This window comes from Cupriavidus sp. SS-3 (assembly GCF_035818815.1).
In the GTDB taxonomy this organism is placed as follows: Bacteria; Pseudomonadota; Gammaproteobacteria; order Burkholderiales; family Burkholderiaceae; genus Cupriavidus; species Cupriavidus taiwanensis_C.
This window is the reverse complement of sequence record NZ_JAYLVT010000005.1, coordinates 220,687-238,730: the sequence shown is the minus strand read 5'-3', so window position 1 is coordinate 238,730 and position 18,044 is coordinate 220,687. Positions and strand designations below refer to the sequence as shown.

Sequence of the window (18,044 nt, the reverse complement as noted above, 5' to 3'; positions counted from 1 at the left end):
CGTGTCCCGGCTGCGGCATCTTGCCGCGCCGGCGCGAGCGCGGCAGCATGATCGGCGATACTGCATGCTGTCTCCTTCTCATTCCTGACCGGTCCCCCGCATGCCACGCCTCAGCCCCGTTTCCGGCCTGTTCGCCGCCTTCCGCCGCTTTTCCCTGCTGGCCGCGCTGGCCCTGGCCGTAGCCGCCTGCGGACAGCAGAAGGCCTCGTTTCGCAATGTCGATATCACCGGCGCCGCAGACTTCGGCAAGGACTTTTCGCTGACCGACCATACCGGCAAGGTGCGCACCCTGGCGGACTACAAGGGCAAGGCCGTGGTGATGTTCTTCGGCTACACCCACTGCCCGGATGTCTGCCCCACCACCATGGCCGAACTGAAGGCGGTGATGGAGCAGCTGGGGCCGGACGCGGACCGCGTGCAGGTGCTGTTCGTCACGGTGGATCCGGAGCGCGATACGCAGGCGCTGCTGGCGCAGTACGTGCCCGCCTTCGATCCCCGCTTCGTCGGGCTGCGCCCGGCCGACGAGGCCGCGCTGCAGAAGCTGGCCAAGGACTTCAAGGTGTTCTATGCCAAGGTGCCGGGCAGTTCACCCAACAACTACACCGTGGATCACTCGGCCGGCAGCTATGTGTTCGACCCGCAGGGCAAGCTGCGGCTGTTCATCCGCCATGGCCAGGGTCCGGAGCCCATCGCGCACGACCTGAAGCAGCTGATGTCCTGACGCAAGCGGGGCGCACGGGTGCGGCATAACGTCGCACCAACGCTTCGCGGGCAACAAAAAAGGCCGGTCCAGGGACCGGCCTTTTGCATGGTTGCGGCTGGGGATCAGGCGAATGCCTGCAGCGCGCCCTTCATCTTCTTCATCGCCGCCGCCTCGATCTGGCGGATGCGCTCGGCCGATACGCCGAACTCGTCGGCCAGCTCATGCAGCGTGGCGCCGCCGGAGCCGTCGTCCTCGACGTTGAGCCAGCGCGCCTCGATGATGCGGCGGCTACGCTCGTCGAGCTTGCCCAGCGCTTCTTCGAGCCCCTCGACCTGCATGCGGTCGTGGCGCTTGGCTTCCATCACGCGCGTCGGCTCATTGTGATTGTCAGCCAGGTAGGCGATGGGGGCGAATTCCTCTTCGCCGTCGTCGACCTGGCCTTCAAGCGCCAGATCGCCGCCCGACAGGCGGGTTTCCATCTCCATCACTTCTTCGGGCTTGACGTTCAGCTCGCGCGCCACGGCCTCGACCTGTTCCGGCGTGAAGGTGTGCCCGCCCTGCTTGTGGCTGCGCAGGTTGAAGAACAGCTTGCGCTGGGCCTTGGTGGTGGCCACCTTGACCATGCGCCAGTTCTTCAGCACGTATTCATGGATTTCGGCCTTGATCCAGTGCATCGCGTACGACACCAGGCGCACACCCTGGTCCGGATCGAAACGCTTCACCGCCTTCATCAGGCCGATATTGCCTTCCTGGATCAGGTCGGCATGGGGCAGGCCGTAACCGAGGTACTGGCGGGCGATCGACACCACCAGCCGCAGGTGCGACATCACCAGGCGGCGGGCCGCATCGACGGAATCGTGGTCGCGCAGCTCGCGCGCCAGGCGTTGCTCTTCCTCCGCGGTCAGCAGCGGAATGCGGTGGACAGCCTGGATGTAGCTGTCGAGGTTGCCCACGGTCGCCGGAAAGGTCAGCGCAAAGCTGCCCGTGTTCCGGGGCACCGTCGGCAGACGGTTGTTCGTCAGGGTTTGGTCGGCAGACAAGACTGCGTTCACTCAATGGCTCCTTTCGCGTCCGGCGGTTTGGTTGCCGGTGCGCCGCGGCCCCTTGGGGGAATCGGCGGCACTGCAACGCATCTTAGCACTCTGGCCGGGTGAGTGCTAATTGGAGTGCCGGTGGCTCCGATAGTTCCCAAGTATCGATCTGTCTGTTCGGATAGTCAGGTGGATCGAAATGAGACGGCAACGATACCGCTGCCGCCGCGCACTGGTAGTTAGAGCCCGGGGTGGCAACGGGGTTCTGCCGGCCGTCGCAATGCTCTGTTCCACCAGCGACTACACTCGACCGGCGGGCAGCGCACTGGCATGCTTGCGAGCCTCTCTTATCGGATCGGAGGAGTTATGTCTGTTATCGAACACTTGCTCAAGCCGCATGTGCGCGACCTGGGCGATTTCACCGTGCGCCGGCTGCTGCCCGCCGCGGCAACCCAGACCGTCGGGCCGTTTATCTTCTTCGACCATATGGGACCGGTGCAGCTGCCACCGGGCCAGGGCGCCGATGTGCGTCCGCATCCCCATATCGGCCTGGCCACGGTCACCTACCTGTTCGAGGGCGAGATCATCCATCGCGACAGCCTTGGCAGCGACCAGGCGATCCGCCCTGGCGACGTCAACTGGATGACCGCCGGCCACGGCATCGTGCATTCGGAGCGATCGCCCGAGCACGTGCGGCCAGAGGGCGCACGCCTGCACGGCATCCAGACCTGGGTGGCGCTGCCGCGGCAGCACGAGGGCGCCGAACCGTCGTTTTTCCACCATCCCGCCGCGACGCTGCCGCGCATCGAGCGGCCCGGCCTGCGCATGGTGGTGATTGCCGGCGATGCGTTCGGCCAGACCTCGCCGGTCCAGGTCTTCAGCCGCACGCTGTACGTGGCAATCGAGCTGGACGCGGGCGCCAGCGTGGAGATTCCCGCCGACCACGCCGAGCGCGGCATCTATCCGGTCGACGGCGCGGTCGCGCTCGACGGCGAGCCGCTGCCGGCCGAGCACATGGTGGTGCTCACGCCGGGCCAGCCGGCCACGCTGACGGCCACGGCGCCGTCGCGCGTGATGCTGCTCGGCGGGGACCCGACCGACGGGCACCGCTTTATCTACTGGAACTTCGTTGCCAGCAGCAAGGTGGCGATCGAGGCCGCGGCCCAGCGCTGGGAGGACGACCAGTTCCCGCGCGTGCCCGGCGAGACCGAGCGCATTCCGCTGCCCCCGCGCAAGCCCTGACGGTGGTGCCGGGGCTGGCTCAGACCGGACTGGCCCAGGTCACGCGGGTGCCCTGGCGCAGGCATTCGCGGATAGCCTCGATCTGGATGGTTATCGGCGCCGGCACCGGCACCGCGCCGTCCAGCACGCGCCGGATCCAGGCCACGGTCAGGCCGGCATCGCTGCCCGGCGGAAGCTCCGGCACATCGCCGATCGAGCCGCCGGCCTGGCCCACCAGTGTGTGCTGGTGGCCTTCATGCAGCCAGTCGATGCGGCCGGTGCGCCGGGCATCGGCCACCACCTCGCCCTCGGTGCCGCGCGCCAGCAGCACGTTGGCGGGTTCGTGGGAGAAGTAGTCGGTCAGCGTCTCGCGGTATTCAGGGTGCGTGTAGCTGTACAGCCGCAGGCCTTCGGCGGGCGAGTGCTCGCCCACCGGCTGCAGCATCTTGGCCACCGTATGCGACGAATTGCGCAGGCCGATCACGGTGCGCCGCTCCAGCAGCCGCGACAGCCCGGGCGACAGCACATCCACCGGCAGCACCGCCAGCGGGCCATTGCCGTCCCCATCGCGCAGCCTGGCCGCGGCTTCGGCGGTGCTCGCGCACAGGGGCACGCCCAGGGCCTCGAACAGCGCCATGCTGGTCACGCGCCCCTCGAACTCGCGCGTGCCGTGCACCAGCACGGGGACGCCTTCGCGGGCCAGCAACAGCGCCAGCAGCGGCACCAGGTTGGGCTGCTTGCGCGCGCCGTTGTAGCTGGGGATCACCACCACCTGCCGGTCCGGCGGCGCCGGCAGCGGCTCGCAGTGCGCATGCGCGGCCTCCAGCATGCCGGCCAGCTCGTGCGGGGCCTCGCCCTTGATGCGATAAGCCATCAGGATGGCGCCCAGCTCCAGGTCGGACACGCGGCCCGCCAGCATGGCGTCGAACAGGGCCTGCGCGTCCTCGCGCGGCAGCGCGCGCGCGCCGTTGACGCCGCGGCCGATCTCCTTGATAAAGCGGGCGGCGGGAAATGGGGCGGCGGTCGTGGTCATGGTGGCGTGGGGGTAGTGTGTTCTGGGTTCATGATAGCGGAGCGCGGCGGCCTCGCCCATGGCCGCCGGGCACGCCACCGCGCCGCTACGCCGCTTGCAGCAGCGCCGGATTGCGCTGCTTGCGGTAGAGGAAGTCCAGCACCGCGGTGCGGCAGCGGTGGTAGGCCGGATCGTCCGCCAGCGCCACGCGGTCGCGCGGGCGCGGCAGGTCCACCTTGAGGATTTCGCCGATGGTGGCCGCCGGGCCGTTGGTCATCATCACGATGCGGTCCGCCAGCAGCACGGCCTCGTCGACATCGTGCGTCACCATCACCACCGTGCTGCGGGTGCCTGCCACGATCTTGATCAGCTCGTCCTGCAGGTGCGCACGCGTGAGCGCATCTAGCGCGCCGAAGGGCTCGTCCATCAGCAGCACCTTGGGCGCCATCGCCAGCGCGCGGGCAATGCCCACGCGCTGCTTCATGCCGCCGGAGATCTCGTGCGGATACTTGTTCTCGGCGTGCGTCAGGCCCACCAGCGCCAGCGTGTCGTGCGTACGCGCCTTGAGCTGCGGCTTGCTCTCGCTGGTGGCGAAGACGCGCTCCACGCCCAGGTAGACGTTCTCGAAGCACGTCAGCCACGGCAGCAGCGAATGGTTCTGGAACACCACCGCGCGCTCCGGCCCCGGCCCGGCGATCTCGCGCCCGGCGCAGATCAGCGCGCCCGCGGTGGGCGTGGCCAGTCCCGCGACCAGGTTCAGCAGCGTGGACTTGCCGCAGCCGGAATGGCCGATCAGCGTGATGAACTCGCCCTCGGCGATATGCAGGTTGATATCGCGCAGGGCGACGAACGGTCCCTTGCGGGTCTTGAAGGTCTGGCCGACGTTTTCGATGCTGACGAACTTGTCCATGGCGATTCTCCCCGCGTATCAGTTGGTGCCGTAGCTGAAGCGCCGGGCCAGCGCCAGCAGCGCGTGCTCCAGCAGCAGCCCGATGATGCCGATCACGAAGATCGCGATCACGATGTGCTCGACCTTCAGGTTGTTCCATTCGTCCCACAGCCAGAAGCCGATGCCGGTGCCGCCGGTGAGCATCTCGGCCGCGACGATCACCAGCCACGCGGTGCCGATCGACAGCCGCACGCCGGTCAGCATGTAGGGCAGCACCGCGGGGAACAGCACCCGCGTGAACACCTTCCATTCCGACAGGTCGAGCACGCGCGCCACGTTCAGGTAGTCCTGCGGCACGCGCGTGACACCCACCGCGGTGTTGATCACCATCGGCCAGATCGAGCAGATGAAGATCGCCCAGATCGCGGCCGGATTGGCCGCCTTGAACAGCAGCAGCCCGATCGGCAGCCATGCCAGCGGCGAAACCGGCCGCAGCAGGCTGATCACCGGCGCGGTCATGGCGTTCAGGAAGGCGAAGCGCCCGATCAGGAAGCCGGCCGGGATGCCGACCAGCGCGGCCAGGCCGAAGCCTGCTGCCACGCGCGCCAGCGACGCCAGCACGTTCCAGCCGATGCCCTGGTCATTGGGACCGTTGCGGTAGAACGGGTCGGCAAAGAGCGGCACCGCGGCGTTCCATGTCGCGCCCGGCGTGGGGATGGCCGGGATCATGCTGGCGATGCCGTGCCAGGCCAGTACGAACAGGGCGAAGCCCAGCAGCGGCGGCACCGCCTTGAGCACCAGCGCGGCAGCGGTCTCGCGGCGTGCCGCGCGCCGGGCCTGCGCGGAGATTTCCTGTTCGCGCCGGCGTGTCCGTTCCTTGGTGTCGGGGTCGGCTGCGGCATCGGGCGTGGTGGAGGCAATGGCATTCATGTCGGGCTCCTTTGGTCAGGGGCACAGCGGATCAGGCGGCGGGCGTGCCGGCGGCCTTGATCTTGAAACCGTCGGCGTAGGCTTTCGGGTCCTTGCCGTCCCAGACCACGCCGTCGATCAGCTTCGAGCTGCGCATGTCGCTCTTGGGCAGCGGCACCTGCGCGGCGGTGGCGGCCTGCTTGTAGATGTCGATGCGGTTGACCTGCCTGGCCACGGCGAGGTAATCCGGGTGGGCCTTGAGCAGGCCCCAGCGCTTGTGCTGCGTCAGGAACCACATGCCGTCGGACAGGAACGGGAAGTTCGCATTGCCGTCCTGGTAGAACTTCATCGCGTCGGGGTCGTCCCAGGTCTTGCCCAGCCCGTTGGTGTAGCGGCCCAGCATGCGGTCGAGGATGATGTCCATGTCGGTGTTGACGTAGGACTTGGCGGCGATGGTTTCGGCGGTCTTGCGGCGGTTGGACGCCGACGCATCGATGAACTTGGAGGCCTCGAGTACCGCCGCCACCATCGCGCGCGCCGTGTTCGGATGCTTCTGCACGAACTCCGCGGTGGTGCCCAGGGTCTTTTCCGGGTGGTTCTTCCAGATCGCCTGCGTGGTCTCGGCGGTAAAGCCGATCTTGTCGGCGATCGCGCGCGCGCCCCACGGCTCGCCCACGCAGAAACCATCCATATTGCCCACGCGCATGTTGGCCACCATCTGCGGCGGCGGCACCGTGATGGCCTTGGCGTCCTGCATCGGGTTGATGCCGTTGGCCGCCAGCCAGTAGTACAGCCACATCGCGTGCGTGCCGGTCGGGAAGGTCTGGGCGAAGGTGTAGTCGCGCTTTTCCTTTGCCATCAGCGCTTTCAGGCTGGCGCCGTCCCGCACACCCTTCTCGGCCAGCTTGGACGACAGCGTGATGGCCTGGCCGTTGTGGTTCAGGCTCATCAGCACGGCCATGTCCTTTTTCGGCCCGCCGATCCCGAGCTGCACGCCATAGACCAGGCCGTAGAGCACGTGGGCGGCGTCCAGCTCGCCATTGACCAGCTTGTCGCGCACGCCCGCCCAGGAGGCTTCCTTGGTCGGCGTGATCTTGATGCCGTATTTCTTGTCGAGCCCGAGCGTGGCTGCCATGACCACCGAGGCGCAGTCCGTCAGCGGAATAAAGCCGATGCGCACCTCGGTCTTCTCCGGCGCGTCGGAGCCCGCCGCCCAGGCGCCGGCGCGCACCAGCGGATCGACCAGCGTCATCACGCTGGCGCCGGCGATGGTGGCCAGCGCACGGCGCCGGCCGCTGCTGGCCGGTACCGCGTCGACAGCGGCGTCGGCGTTCTGGACGGCTGCGTGCAGCGGCCTGGCATGGCTAAGGCGAGTGGGCATTGCTTGGCTCCAAGAAAAAAAGCGTCCCCTGCCGCCGCCGGCTTCGCCAGAAGACCGGTGCGTTGCGGGGACGCCGTTGTCCGTGGCGTGACGCGGCCCGCGTTGGCCATGTCCGCCTGAATTGTCGATCGGCCGCCGTTGGCCGATACCAGCATGACGCAAGCCGTGTGCCAGCATCATGCGGTGCAGCATTTCGGGGAACGTAGTGCCGGAGCGGGGCGAAATGGGCGAGGTCGGTGCGTACGTGACGCGGTCCGGACACAGCCGCCGCACTCTGGCGGAGATGGACCGGCGAGGCGGGAAGGAGGGCGGCGCCAGGAGGGTGCAGCGCACCAGCCGCGTGCGGCGTTGCACCGCGACGGCGATGGCAGGGCTCAGCCCATGACGTCGATCACGCGCTGCGCGGCATCCACAAGCTTCAGCCCGCGTTCCATCGCCATGCTGCGCAGGCGCTTGTAGGCGTCTTCCTCGCTCAGCCCGCGCGCCTGCATCAGCAGGCCCTTGGCGCGCTCCACCACCTTGCGCTCGGCCAGCTTCAGCCGCGTGGCGTCGAGTTCGGCGCGCAGCTGCTGGTCCAGCTCGAAGCGTGCATAGGCGACGTCGAGCACGGTCTTGACGCGCTCCGCGCGCAGGCCGTCGACGATATAGGCGGTAATGCCCGCGCTGAGTGCGGCCTTGATGCGCTGGCTGTCGTCATTGTCGGTGAACAGCACGATCGGGCGCGGGGCATGCTGGGTCGAGACGCACACGTGCTCGATGGTGTCGCGCGCCGCGGACTCGGACGCGATGATCAGCATGTCAGGCTGGCTGGCGTTGATCACGTCGGGCAGCCGCAGGTCCGCGTCGACTACCTGGATCTCGGTGAAGCCAGCGTTCACCAGCCCGCTGCGGATGGTCTCGACGTTCAGGGGATCGGCGTCGAGCGGGTCGCGCACGAGCAGGATACGCAGCACCCGGCCGGCGGCGGGGGTGGCCGGGTTCGCTGGCGTGGGCGAGGGGGGCGGATGGCGTCTTGTCATGGCTGGCTCTGTTGCAGTGCGCCATGCAAGATTCGCGCCGGGGGGCCTCGGATGGTGCGCCAGTCCGGTGCGGCGGCGTTTGCAAGCGTGCCTGGATCCATTGTATGCGGCCGTACGCAGGGCACAGCGCGCGGTGTATCCTGTTGGCCTGCTGCGCCCGGCACCGGGCCCCGTCGCAGCACCGATCTGACCTATCTGGAGAGATGAATGACCGAATTCGTGTTCGCCCCGCCCGCGCCCGTTGGCGTGCCTGTGCGCGGCAGCCACGCCAGCTTTCCGGTCCGGCGCGTGTACTGCGTCGGCCGCAACTATGCCGCCCATGCCCGGGAAATGGGTTCGGACCCGGACCGCGAGCCGCCGTTCTTCTTCTGCAAGCCGTCCGATGCCGTCAGCTATGTCGCCGACGGCACCGAGGGCGCCTTCCCTTATCCGCCGGGCACCAGCAACTGCCACTATGAAGTTGAGCTGGTGGTGGCGATCGGCAAGGGCGGCCGCGACATCCCGGTCGAGCAGGCCGCCGGCCATGTGTTCGGCTATGCCGTGGGCCTGGACATGACGCGCCGCGACCTGCAGAACGAATCGAAGAAGACCGGCCGCCCCTGGGAGACCGGCAAGGCCTTCGACCGTTCTGCGCCGATCGGCCCGATAGTGCCGGTCGCGGCCATCGGCCATCCGCAAAAGGGCGAGGTCACGCTGTCGGTCAACGGCGTCGAAAAGCAGCGCGGCGACCTGTCGGACCTGATCTGGTCGGTGCCGGAGATGGTGTCGTACCTGTCGAAGCTGTTCGAGCTGCAGCCCGGCGACCTGATCTTCAGCGGCACGCCCGAGGGCGTGGGCCCGGTGGTCAAGGGCGATGTCATGCAGTGCCACGTCGGCGGCGTGGGCGATCTCACCATCAAGGTAGTCTGACCGATGCTCAAGCTTTACAGCTATTTCCGCAGTTCGGCCTCGTTCCGCGTGCGTATCGCGCTGGAACTCAAGGGCCTGTCCTATGACTACGTGCCGGTGCACCTGCTCAAGGAAGGCGGCCAGCAGCTCAAGCCGGAGTTCCGCGCGGTGAACCCCGACGGGCTGGTACCGGCGCTGGCCGACGGCGAGCACGTGCTGCAGCAATCGCTGGCCATCGTCGAGTACCTCGACGAGGTCCATCCCGAGCCGAAGCTGCTGCCCGGCACGGCGCTGGACCGCGCCTATGTGCGTGGCCTGGCGCAGGAGATCGCCTGCGAGATCCATCCGCTGAACAACCTGCGCGTGCTGAAGTACCTGAAGCACACGGTGGGCGTGGCCGACGAGGTCAAGGACGCCTGGTACCGCCACTGGATCGAGCTGGGCTTCGCCTCGCTGCAAGCCAACCTCGAGCGCAGCGGCAAGGCCGGGCGCTTCTGCTTCGGCGACACGCCCACGCTGGCCGACCTGTGCCTGGTGCCGCAGGTGTTCAACGCTCAACGCTTCAATATCGACGTGGCGCGCTATCCGGCGATCGCGAAGATCTATGAAGCGTGCATGGCGCTGCCGGCGTTCCAGAAGGCGGAGCCGAAGTCGCAGCCCGACGCGGAATAGTATTGCACCCCGGCAAAGCGCAAACACCCCGGCACTGCCGGGGTGTTTTGTCTTGGAGGACGTCGAGATTTAACCCAGCAGCGCCTCGGCGAACTCCTCCGCCTTGAACGGCTGCAGGTCTTCCACCTTCTCGCCCACGCCGATGAAATAGACCGGCACCGGGCGCTGGCGCGCGATCGCCGCCAGGATGCCGCCCTTGGCGGTGCCGTCGAGCTTGGTCACGATCAGGCCGGTGAGCCCGAGCGCGTCGTCGAAGGCGCGGGTTTGCTGCAGGGCGTTCTGTCCGGTATTGGCGTCGATCACCAGCAGCACCTCGTGCGGGGCGCTGGGCATGGCCTTGCTGATCACGCGCTTGACCTTCTTCAGCTCTTCCATCAGGTGCAGCTGCGTAGGCAGGCGCCCGGCGGTGTCGGCCATGACGATATCGATGCCGCGCGCCTTGGCGGCGTTCACGGCGTCGAAGATCACCGCCGCGGGATCGCCGCTTTCCTGCGCCACCACGGTGACGTTGTTGCGTTCGCCCCAGATCGCCAGCTGCTCGCGCGCGGCGGCGCGGAAGGTGTCGCCGGCGGCCAGCAGCACCTTCTGGTCATAGCGCTGGAAGTGCTTGCACAGCTTGCCGATGCTGGTGGTCTTGCCGGCGCCGTTGACGCCCGCGATCATCATCACCAGCGGCTGCTCGCGGCCCAGCGCCATGGTCTTTTCGAGCGGGCGCAGCAGCTGCGTCAGCAGCTCGCGCAGCGCCGCCTTGACGCCCTCGGCGGTTTCGATGCGTTCGGACCTGACGCGCTTGCGCAGTTCGCCCAGCAGGTATTCGGTGGCCTCGACGCCGGCGTCGGCCATCAGCAGCGCGGTTTCCAGTTCCTCGAACAGGTCCTCGTCGACCTTGACGCCGACGAACAGCGTGCCGAGGTTGCGGCTGGTCTTGGACAGGCCGGTGCGCAGGCGCTGCATCCAGCCCTGCCTGGCTTCTGCGCTGGGGGCGGGCGGCGGCACCAGTTCCAGCGCCTCGGCAGCCACCGGCGCCGGCGCGGGCGGAGGCACTTGTGCCGGCACCGGGACGGGCACGGGAACCGGCACGGTCGCGGGGGCTGGCGTGGGCGTTGGCGTTGGTGTCGGGGACGGTGCCGGGGCGGGTGCGGGGACCTCCGGCGCGGGGGCCGGGGCTGGCGCGGGCGCCTCGACGGCGGCCTCCACTGGCGCCTCGACGGGCGCCGGCTCGGCCTTGCGCTTCTTCCAGAAACTAAACATTGGGGAACGGGGTCAATACCGGGGCCGAAACCCTGGCGGCAGCCACTGCCGCAGGCAACCGGTGATTAATCAATGGGTTACGCAGGCTTCGCGATGGCAGGGGAGAAACCGTTGTGGTCCCCGCCGGCGATTGCGTATAGTTCGCTACATGAGTTCACTACATGGCAGATTCGCGCGCAGCGTCGCGCACGCGAATCGATCGGCAAAATTTTAGCAGACGGGGTCGCATGAACCATTGCGCTGTCATGACCGCAACGGGCGTACCGGGCAGCAACGCCACCGCCCAAACGCGCAGCCAACGCCACGCACCGCCCTTGCAGGCGCCATCCACGCCCGCCGCGCGACTGGCGCGGCGTGTCATTCCCACGCTGCTGCTGGCGCTGCTGCCGTGGTCGCTGCCCGCGGCGGCGCAGGGCGTGGTGGCCTCGCCGATGCCGGCGGCGCAGACCGCGCCCGCCGGCGCCACCGCCCACGGCACGACCGAGTACCGCCTGTCCAACGGGCTGCGGCTGATCGTCAAGGAAGACCACCGCGCCCCGACCGTGGCACACCAGGTCTGGTACCGCGTGGGCGGCATCGACGAGGTCAGTGGCACCACTGGCGTGGCCCACATGCTGGAACACATGATGTTCAAGGGCACGCCCAAGGTCGGCGTGGGCGAGTTCTCGAAGCAGGTGGCGGCCCTGGGCGGGCGCGAGAACGCCATGACCAACCGCGACTTCACCATGTACTACCAGCAGATCGGCAAGCAGTACCTGCCGAAGATGATGGAGCTGGAAGCCGACCGCATGGCCAACCTCGTCATCACCAAGGACGAGTTCGAGCGCGAGATGAAGGTGGTGATGGAAGAACGCCGCCTGCGTACCGACGACTCCGCGCGCGGTACGGTCTATGAGCAGCTGCTGGCGACGGTCTACACCGCGGCCGCCTACCGGCACCCGGTGATCGGCTGGATGGACGACCTGGTCAACATGCGCGTGGACGACGTCAAGGACTGGTATCGCCACTGGTATGTGCCCAACAACGCCACGGTGATCGTCACGGGCGACGTCAAGGCCGAGGAAGTGAGGGCGCTGGCCGAGCGCTACTACGGCAAGCTCAAGCCACGCGCGCTGCCGGTGCGCAAGGACCAGGAAGAGCCGGCGCAGAAGGGCATCAAGCGCATCTGGGTCAAGGCACCCGCCGAGAACCAGTACATGGTGATGGCCTACAAGGTGCCGCGCCTGCGCGACGTCGAGAAAGACGTCGACCCCTATGCGCTCGAGGTGCTGGCGGCCGTGCTCAACGGCTACGACAACGCGCGCCTGACCCGCGAACTGGTGCGCGAGCAGCGCCTGGCCGACGACGTCAATGTCGGCTACGACAGCATCAACCGCGGCGAGTCGCTGTTCGTGCTCGACGGCACGCCGGCGGCGGGCCACAACACCGACGAGATCGAGCGCGCGTTGCGCGCGGAGATCCAGCGCATCGCCCGCGAGGGCGTGTCGCCGGAGGAGCTCAAGCGCGTCAAGGCGCAGGTGGTGGCCGGCCAGATCTACAAGCGCGATTCGGTATTCGGGCAGGGCATGGAGATCGGCGTGTCCGAGATCTCGGAGATCTCCTGGCGCCAGATCGATCGCATGCTCGACAAGATCAAGGCCGTCACGCCGGCGCAGGTGCAAGCCGTCGCCGCCAAGTACTTCAACGACGACAACCTGACCGTGGCCACCCTGGTGCCGCAGCCGATCGATCCGAACAAGCCCAAGTCGCAGGCCCCTTCGGGCCTGCGCCACTGAGAACAAGGCGATGACCCAGTCCGTCACTTCCGCGCCGCGTCCGCTGCGCAAACTGGCCGGCGCCGCATTGGGCGCCGTGGTGCTGCTGGCCGCGCAACTGGCGCAGGCAGCGATCCCGATCGAACACTGGACCGCATCCACCGGCGCCCGGGTATTCCTCGTGCACAGCCCGTCAATCCCGATGCTCGATATCAATATCGACTTCGACGCCGGCAGCCGCTATGACCCGCAGGGCAAGGCCGGGCTGGCCACGCTGACCGCGGCCCTGCTGGACAAGGGCGCGGCCGCGCAGGACGGCCAGCCGGCGCGCGACGAGGCCAGGATCGCCGATGCCTTTGCCGATACCGGGGCCGCCTTCGGCGGCGCGGCCGGCGGCGACCGCGGCGGCATCGGGCTGCGCACCCTGACCGCGCAGCCGGAACTGGACCAGTCGGTCGCGCTGGCCGCGCAGCTGATCAAGGCGCCGACCTACCCGGATGCCGTGGTCGGTCGCGAGAAGCAGCGCCTGATCACCGCCATCCGCGAAGCCGACACCAAGCCGGGCGTGATCGCCGACAAGGCGCTGGCCCGGGCCATGTATCCCGACCATCCCTACGGCGTCGCCGCGACCCCCGAGAGCGTGGCGTCGATCACGCGCGACGACATCGTCGGTTTCTGGCGCGACAACTACGGCGCGCAGCGCGCGGTGGTGACACTGATCGGCGCGGTCGACCGCAAGCAGGCCGAGGCCATCGCCGAGCAGTTGACGCGCGGGCTGCCGCCCGGCCGCGCCGCACCGGCGCTGCCGCAGGTGAAACTGAAGATCGCGCCCAGCGAGCAGCGCCTGCCGCACCCGGCGCAGCAGTCCAGCGTGGCGCTGGGCCAGCCGGCGATCGCGCGCGGCGACCCCGACTATTTCGCGCTGCTGGTGGGCAACTACGTGCTGGGCGGCGGTGGCTTCAGCTCGCGCCTGACCGACGAAGTGCGCGAGAAGCGCGGCCTGACCTACGGCGTGGACAGCTACTTCGCACCGTCCAAGCAGCCGGGGCCGTTCGGCATCAGCCTGCAGACCAAGAAGGCCCAGACCGACGAGGCGCTGGCGCTGGTGCGCCAGGTGCTGACGCGCTTTGTCGCCGAAGGCCCGAGCGAAAAGGAGCTGCGCGCGGCCAAGGACAACCTGATCAACGGCTTTCCGCTGCGCATCGACAACAACCGCAAGCTGCTGACCAACGTCGCCAATATCGGCTGGTACGGGCTGCCGCTCGATTACCTCGATACCTGGACCGCGCAGATCGGCAAGGTCACGCGCGAACAGGTCAGGGCGGCGTTCCAGCGCCACGTGCACCCGGACAACATGGCGACGGTGATCGTCGGCGGCCCGGTGGGCAGCGCGCCCACGGCTTCGCGGCAGTGATGTCAGCGATGATGTCGGCGGTGACGGCGGCATCGCCTGCGGCGGAGCCTGCCGCAGGCTCTACAATCACGGCATGAATTCGCGTTCCCGATTGCCCTCGCCCGCGCCTCGCGGGCGATCTCCCGTCTCTCCCGTGCCGCGCCAGGCACCCGCACAGGTCCGCATCATCGGCGGACGCTGGAAGCGTACGCTGCTGCCCGTGCCTGACGCCCAGGGCCTGCGGCCCACGCCCGACCGCGTGCGCGAAACGCTCTTCAACTGGCTGGGCCAGGACCTGTCCGGCATGGAATGCCTGGATCTGTTCGCCGGCTCCGGCGCGCTCGGTTTCGAGGCCGCCTCGCGTGGCGCGGCCGTGGTGACGCTGGTCGAGTCCAATGCGCGCGTGGCCAGGCAATTGCGAGACAACGTGACGCGGCTGGATGCCGGGCAGGTGCGCGTGCTGCAAGGCGACGCCTTCGCCATTGCCGCGCAGCTGCCGGATGCCAGCTTCGACGTGGTGTTCCTGGACCCGCCCTTCGCCGAGGACTGGATCGGCCCGTCGCTGGCGCACGCGGCGCGGCTGTCGCGGCCGGGCGGGGCGGTCTATGTCGAGACCGACCACCCGCTGACCGGCGCCGATGCACCGGTGCCGGCATCGCTCGAGATCGTGCGGCACGCGCGCGCCGGAGCGGTGCATTTCCACCTGCTGCAGCACCGCGTGCCGGGCCACGGCGCCGCCTGATGCGCCAGGCCCGCGGGCCGCTGCCTGGCGCCGCGGTTTCGGAAAGGGGAAGGGCCCCTTCCCGATTGCGAAACCGATTCTTGGGTGCACTGCCGCAAAACGGTGCCTGCGGCGACTTCCAAGCGGGGCATTTAGGGTTACACTACGCCGCTGTCACAACGCTCGCGACGCAGCACCCACGCCGGCCCGGCCGGCGCAAGAGGCGGCCCTTCCACGGCCGGCAGCGGGCAGATCAAGGAGGAAGTATGGTCAGCGCGGTCTATCCCGGCACCTTCGATCCAATGACCCGGGGACACGAGGATCTGGTCCGCCGTGCGTCGAATATCTTCGACGAACTGGTGGTCGGCGTGGCGCACAGCCCCAACAAGCGCCCGTTCTTTTCGCTCGAAGAGCGCATCAGCATTGCCCGCGAAGTGCTCGGGCATTATCCGAACGTGCGGGTCGAGGGCTTTTCCGGACTGCTCAAGGATTTCGTGCGCAAGAACAATGCGCGCGTGATCGTGCGCGGCCTGCGCGCGGTGTCCGACTTCGAGTACGAGTTCCAGATGGCGGGCATGAACCGCTACCTGCTGCCCGACGTGGAGACCATGTTCCTGACCCCGTCGGACCAGTACCAGTTCATCTCCGGCACCTTCGTGCGCGAGATCGCGGTGCTGGGCGGCGATGTCAGCAAGTTCGTGTTCCCGTCGGTGGAACGCTGGCTGCAAGAGAAAATCGCCAAACCGGAATAAAATACGGCTTCAGACACGTCAGACCGCGGCCAGTCGGGCGCGGGCGTGTCCGCAGGAAGGAAACACCATGGCGCTGATGATCACCGACGACTGCATCAACTGCGACGTTTGTGAACCCGAGTGCCCGAACGAAGCCATTTCGATGGGGCCCGAGATCTATGAAATCGACCCCAACAAGTGCACCGAGTGCGTCGGCCACTTCGACGAGCCGCAATGCCAGCAGGTCTGCCCGGTCGCGTGCATTCCCAAGGATCCGAACCGCGTGGAGACCCATGAGGTCCTGATGCAGCGGTACCGTCTGCTGACGGCGGCCCGGCACGCGGCCTGATACCGCATCAATCCTGGCCCGGCCTCGCCATCCCGGCTTGCGCCGCGCAAAAAAAGCCCCCGGCACCGCAAGGTGACGGGGGCTTAACCTTTCCCCAATTACTACGGTTACTGCCTACGGCACTGCGCGGTCAGGCACCGATCGGCTTGCCGTCGGCACGACGCACCACGATGGTGGACGAGCGCGGCGGCTTGGCCGCATCCGGCCACTTGCCGGTCGGGTGCTGGATGTTGATGAAGCAGGTGGTCAGGTCCGGCGTGTAGGCGATGCCGGTGATCTCGCAACCGGTCGGGCCCGCCAGGAAGCGCTTCGACTGGCCCGTCGGCGAGATGTAGTACATGCTGTTGTTGCCGAAGGTGCCGGTGTAGGTGGCGCTGGTGCTCGAATCGGTCTGCACCCACAGGCGGCCCTTGGGATCGACGCGCAGGCCGTCCGGGCTGGAGAACGTATCGCCGTTGATGTTGCCCTTCAGGTTGTCCGTGGCCAGCGACGGGTCGCCGGCCTGCAGCAGGATGCTCCAGGTGAAGGTCGTGGCCAGCGGCGAATTGCCGGCTTCATTCCACTTGACGATATGGCCGTGCAGGTTGTTCTTGCGCGGGTTGGCGGCGTCGGTCTGCTGGCGGCCGCTGTTGTTGGTCAGCGTGCAGTACAGCGTGTTGTCCGGCGCGGCGGTGATCCACTCGGGGCGGTCCATCAGCGTGCCGCCGGCCACGCGCGCGGCCGACTTGGTGTTGATCAGCACGTCTGCCTGGGTGGCGAAGTCGACCGTGGTCGGTGCCGGCGACACCGCCGACTGGGTCCAGTTGCCCGGGTCCGAGGCACCGACGGTGAGGCCGTTCTTGCCCTGCGACAGTTCGATCCACTGGCCGCTGCCGTCGGCGTTGAACTTCGCCACGTACAGCGTGCCGGTGTCCAGCAGGTTGGCGTTGGCGGCGCGGTTGTTCGGGTCGAAGGCCTTGCTCGGCACGAACTTGTAGATGCAGCCCGGGGTGCCGTCGTCGCCCATGTAGAAGGCCACGTTGTTGCTGGCATCGGTGATGTAGGCGACGTTCTCGTGGTCGAAGCGGCCCATCGCGGTGCGCTTGGCCGGCGCGCCCAGCGTGCCGTACGGGTCGATCTCCACCACCCAGCCGTAGCCGTTGTCGGCCTGGATCGGGTCGATGTAGTTGTCTGTGCTTTCTTCGCAGGTCAGATAGGTGCCCCACGGGGTGTGGCCGCTCGAGCAGTTGTTGAGCATGCCGACCACGGTGGCGCCGATCACCGGTGCGGCCGGGCCGCCGACGCGGTACAGCGTGTTGCCGGTGTAGCGCTTGTTGTAGATCGAGTCGCGCTTGACCTGCCACTTGCCGCTGGCGGCCAGCTCCACTTCGATCACCGAAATGCCGACCGCCGACAGCGCGATGCGCTTCTGCTCCGGGCTTGCGGTAGCGGCATCGTAGGCGGTCGGGAACAGGATGTTGTAGTCCGGCAGTTCGTGGTTGATTGCCAGCAGGCCGCCCTTCTGCGGATCCACTCCCGGCAGCGTGAAGAAGTGCATGCCGTCGTGGTTGCCGCCAGCCTGGCGCTCGGTCTCGGCCGACGATTGGAAGGCGCCGGCATAGCCGGTGGCACCGGCTTCGACCGGGTCGCCGGCGGAGAACAAAACGTCGACGCTGTAGCCGCTCGGCACCACCACGGTGTCGGCGGTGGACTTGGCGATCGGCTCGAAGGTGACCTCGTAGCTCGGCGTGGCCGGCGCCGGGGCCGGAGCGGGTGCCGGGGCAGGGGCCGGTGCGGGCGCCGGAGCCGGCGCAGGATCGTCATCGCCGCCGCAGGCGGCCAGCAGGCCGCTGCCGAATGCCGACACCAGCGACAGGCCCAGGCCGCCGCGCAGCACCCGGCGGCGGGCCGGGTTGGCGGCGACGATGTCCTCGAGCATCTGGCCGGGCACGTCAACGTCGGGCTTGGCGGCGCGGCTTGCGGCGCGCGCTTCGTCGGTCAGGTACGACATGGGCTTTCCTCCTGTGGGATGTCATGCGCATCGGCAACCATGCGATACCGACGCGATTGGAAACCCCGCAATTTAGGTGGTGCCCATGGCACTTTGATGACACTATGTCTGCAACTGCAGACCGGTGCGG

17 protein-coding genes are annotated in these 18,044 nt (G+C 68.0%); 9 read left to right on the top strand and 8 right to left on the bottom strand.

All coding sequences use genetic code 11. The annotated features are described in order from the left end of the window. Window positions 1-100: 100 nt before the first annotated feature. Window positions 101-721 carry an SCO family protein gene (locus U9J39_RS10700; protein WP_115708014.1) on the top strand — a complete coding sequence of 207 codons (621 nt, stop codon included), beginning with the start codon at window positions 101-103 and terminating at the stop codon, window positions 719-721. Window positions 722-825: 104 nt separating this feature from the next. Here the strand turns inward: U9J39_RS10700 and rpoH are convergent, their stop codons facing one another. Continuing rightward, window positions 826-1,755: an RNA polymerase sigma factor RpoH gene (gene rpoH, locus U9J39_RS10695; RefSeq protein ID WP_092307491.1), complete on the bottom strand. Its 930-nt coding sequence runs from the start codon at window positions 1,753-1,755 to the stop codon at window positions 826-828. A 345-nt stretch (window positions 1,756-2,100) separates the two neighbouring features. Here rpoH and U9J39_RS10690 point away from each other — a divergent pair, with 345 nt between their 5' ends. Beyond that, the gene (locus tag U9J39_RS10690; protein ID WP_115708016.1) at window positions 2,101-2,976 is read left to right on the top strand and encodes a pirin family protein; all 876 of its coding nucleotides are present in this window, start codon (window positions 2,101-2,103) and stop codon (window positions 2,974-2,976) included. A 19-nt stretch (window positions 2,977-2,995) separates the two neighbouring features. Here U9J39_RS10690 and ybiB read toward each other — a convergent pair whose 3' ends face one another. The 5 genes from ybiB to U9J39_RS10665 all read right to left on the bottom strand — a co-directional run bounded on the left by ybiB (window position 2,996) and on the right by U9J39_RS10665 (window position 8,165). Next, window positions 2,996-3,988: a DNA-binding protein YbiB gene (ybiB, locus tag U9J39_RS10685; RefSeq protein ID WP_116312100.1), complete on the bottom strand. Its 993-nt coding sequence runs from the start codon at window positions 3,986-3,988 to the stop codon at window positions 2,996-2,998. Window positions 3,989-4,073: 85 nt separating this feature from the next. Then, window positions 4,074-4,877, bottom strand: a complete 804-nt coding sequence (locus U9J39_RS10680) for an ABC transporter ATP-binding protein (protein ID WP_116312101.1) — start codon at window positions 4,875-4,877, stop codon at window positions 4,074-4,076. Between the two features lie 18 nt (window positions 4,878-4,895). Further along, complete coding sequence (ntrB, locus tag U9J39_RS10675) at window positions 4,896-5,786, bottom strand: nitrate ABC transporter permease (RefSeq protein ID WP_116312102.1); 891 nt, start codon at window positions 5,784-5,786, stop codon at window positions 4,896-4,898. A 31-nt stretch (window positions 5,787-5,817) separates the two neighbouring features. Further along, a complete protein-coding gene (locus U9J39_RS10670; RefSeq protein WP_116312103.1) occupies window positions 5,818-7,146 on the bottom strand; it encodes a CmpA/NrtA family ABC transporter substrate-binding protein in 1,329 nt (442 codons plus the stop codon). 374 nt (window positions 7,147-7,520) lie between these two features. Further along, a complete protein-coding gene (locus U9J39_RS10665) occupies window positions 7,521-8,165 on the bottom strand; it encodes an ANTAR domain-containing response regulator (RefSeq protein ID WP_115708025.1) in 645 nt (214 codons plus the stop codon). Between the two features lie 207 nt (window positions 8,166-8,372). Here U9J39_RS10665 and U9J39_RS10660 point away from each other — a divergent pair, with 207 nt between their 5' ends. Further along, window positions 8,373-9,074 (top strand): fumarylacetoacetate hydrolase family protein, encoded by a 702-nt coding sequence (locus tag U9J39_RS10660; protein ID WP_326347022.1) that lies wholly within the window; start codon window positions 8,373-8,375, stop codon window positions 9,072-9,074. Between the two features lie 3 nt (window positions 9,075-9,077). After that, window positions 9,078-9,725, top strand: coding sequence for a maleylacetoacetate isomerase (maiA, locus tag U9J39_RS10655; protein ID WP_116312105.1), 648 nt, complete (start codon window positions 9,078-9,080; stop codon window positions 9,723-9,725). A gap of 69 nt (window positions 9,726-9,794) precedes the next feature. Here maiA and ftsY read toward each other — a convergent pair whose 3' ends face one another. Continuing rightward, window positions 9,795-10,976, bottom strand: coding sequence for a signal recognition particle-docking protein FtsY (gene ftsY / locus U9J39_RS10650; protein WP_326347021.1), 1,182 nt, complete (start codon window positions 10,974-10,976; stop codon window positions 9,795-9,797). Between the two features lie 227 nt (window positions 10,977-11,203). Here ftsY and U9J39_RS10645 point away from each other — a divergent pair, with 227 nt between their 5' ends. From U9J39_RS10645 to U9J39_RS10625, 5 genes are all read left to right on the top strand, one after another. Continuing rightward, a complete protein-coding gene (locus U9J39_RS10645; RefSeq protein ID WP_326347020.1) occupies window positions 11,204-12,751 on the top strand; it encodes a M16 family metallopeptidase in 1,548 nt (515 codons plus the stop codon). A 10-nt stretch (window positions 12,752-12,761) separates the two neighbouring features. Further along, a complete protein-coding gene (locus U9J39_RS10640; protein WP_115708033.1) occupies window positions 12,762-14,144 on the top strand; it encodes a M16 family metallopeptidase in 1,383 nt (460 codons plus the stop codon). Window positions 14,145-14,217: 73 nt separating this feature from the next. Beyond that, entirely contained in the window at window positions 14,218-14,865 is a 648-nt protein-coding gene (rsmD, locus tag U9J39_RS10635; protein WP_172581717.1) for a 16S rRNA (guanine(966)-N(2))-methyltransferase RsmD, read from the top strand. Window positions 14,866-15,110: 245 nt separating this feature from the next. Further along, the gene (gene coaD, locus U9J39_RS10630) at window positions 15,111-15,596 is read left to right on the top strand and encodes a pantetheine-phosphate adenylyltransferase (protein WP_012351649.1); all 486 of its coding nucleotides are present in this window, start codon (window positions 15,111-15,113) and stop codon (window positions 15,594-15,596) included. Window positions 15,597-15,663: 67 nt separating this feature from the next. Continuing rightward, on the top strand, window positions 15,664-15,924 hold the full coding sequence (locus U9J39_RS10625) for a YfhL family 4Fe-4S dicluster ferredoxin (RefSeq protein WP_012351650.1): 261 nt from the start codon (window positions 15,664-15,666) through the stop codon (window positions 15,922-15,924). A 130-nt stretch (window positions 15,925-16,054) separates the two neighbouring features. On the opposite strand, the gene U9J39_RS10620 is transcribed toward U9J39_RS10625, so the two are convergent. Continuing rightward, on the bottom strand, window positions 16,055-17,914 hold the full coding sequence (locus U9J39_RS10620; protein WP_115708037.1) for a PhoX family protein: 1,860 nt from the start codon (window positions 17,912-17,914) through the stop codon (window positions 16,055-16,057). Window positions 17,915-18,044: the final 130 nt, after the last annotated feature.